The organism is Thauera terpenica 58Eu, assembly GCF_000443165.1.
Taxonomy (GTDB): Bacteria; Pseudomonadota; Gammaproteobacteria; order Burkholderiales; family Rhodocyclaceae; genus Thauera; species Thauera terpenica.
Window position 1 is genome coordinate 1 of sequence record NZ_ATJV01000133.1, and the last position, 677, is coordinate 677.

Below are 677 nucleotides of genomic sequence, written 5' to 3' on the forward strand. Positions count from 1 at the left end.
GACAGGCGATCGAAGGTGAGCACGCCATCGGGCTTGGGGTAGTCGATCTTCTCGCACTCGGCGGCGAGCTTGAGCGTGGTGTGGTCAGCCGTGTTGCGCAGCGTCCACGGCGCCTTGCCGCGGAACAGGATCTGGTCGATGCCAAACAGCAAGGACCCCAGGTACAAGCCCTTCTTCATGTAGGGCTTGAAGTTGCGCGCCTTGTGCAGCTCGGTAAACAGCCAGGAGTCGCGGAAGGCGGCCGGGTAGGCGGTGAGCGCGTCGCGCTCGCGGCCCTGGCCGAGCGCGTCGAAAGCGGCTTCGGCGGCGAGCATGCCGGACTTGATCGCGGCGTGGCTGCCCTTGATGCGGGCGGCGTTGAGAAAGCCGGCGTCGTCACCGATCAGGCCACCACCCGGGAAGATCAGGCGCGGCAGGCTCTGCAGGCCACCCGCGGTGAGCGCGCGCGCGCCGTAGGCCAGGCGCTTGCCACCGTCGAGATATTGACGGATCTCGGGGTGGGTCTTGTAGCGCTGCATCTCCTCGAAGGGCGACAGAAAGGGGTTACTGTAGGCCAGGCCCACCACATAGCCCACCGCGACCAGGTTGTCTTCGAGGTGGTACACAAAGCCGCCGCCATAGGTGGCGTTGTCCATCGGCCAGCCGGCGGTGTGCACCACCAGGCCGGGACGATGATT

General features: G+C 66.3%; 1 protein-coding gene. It reads right to left on the minus strand.

The genetic code is table 11. The features are described 5' to 3' along the window. The coding region (locus M622_RS39220) for an NAD(P)/FAD-dependent oxidoreductase (protein ID WP_021251217.1) at window positions 1–677 on the minus strand (677 nt) is incomplete at both ends.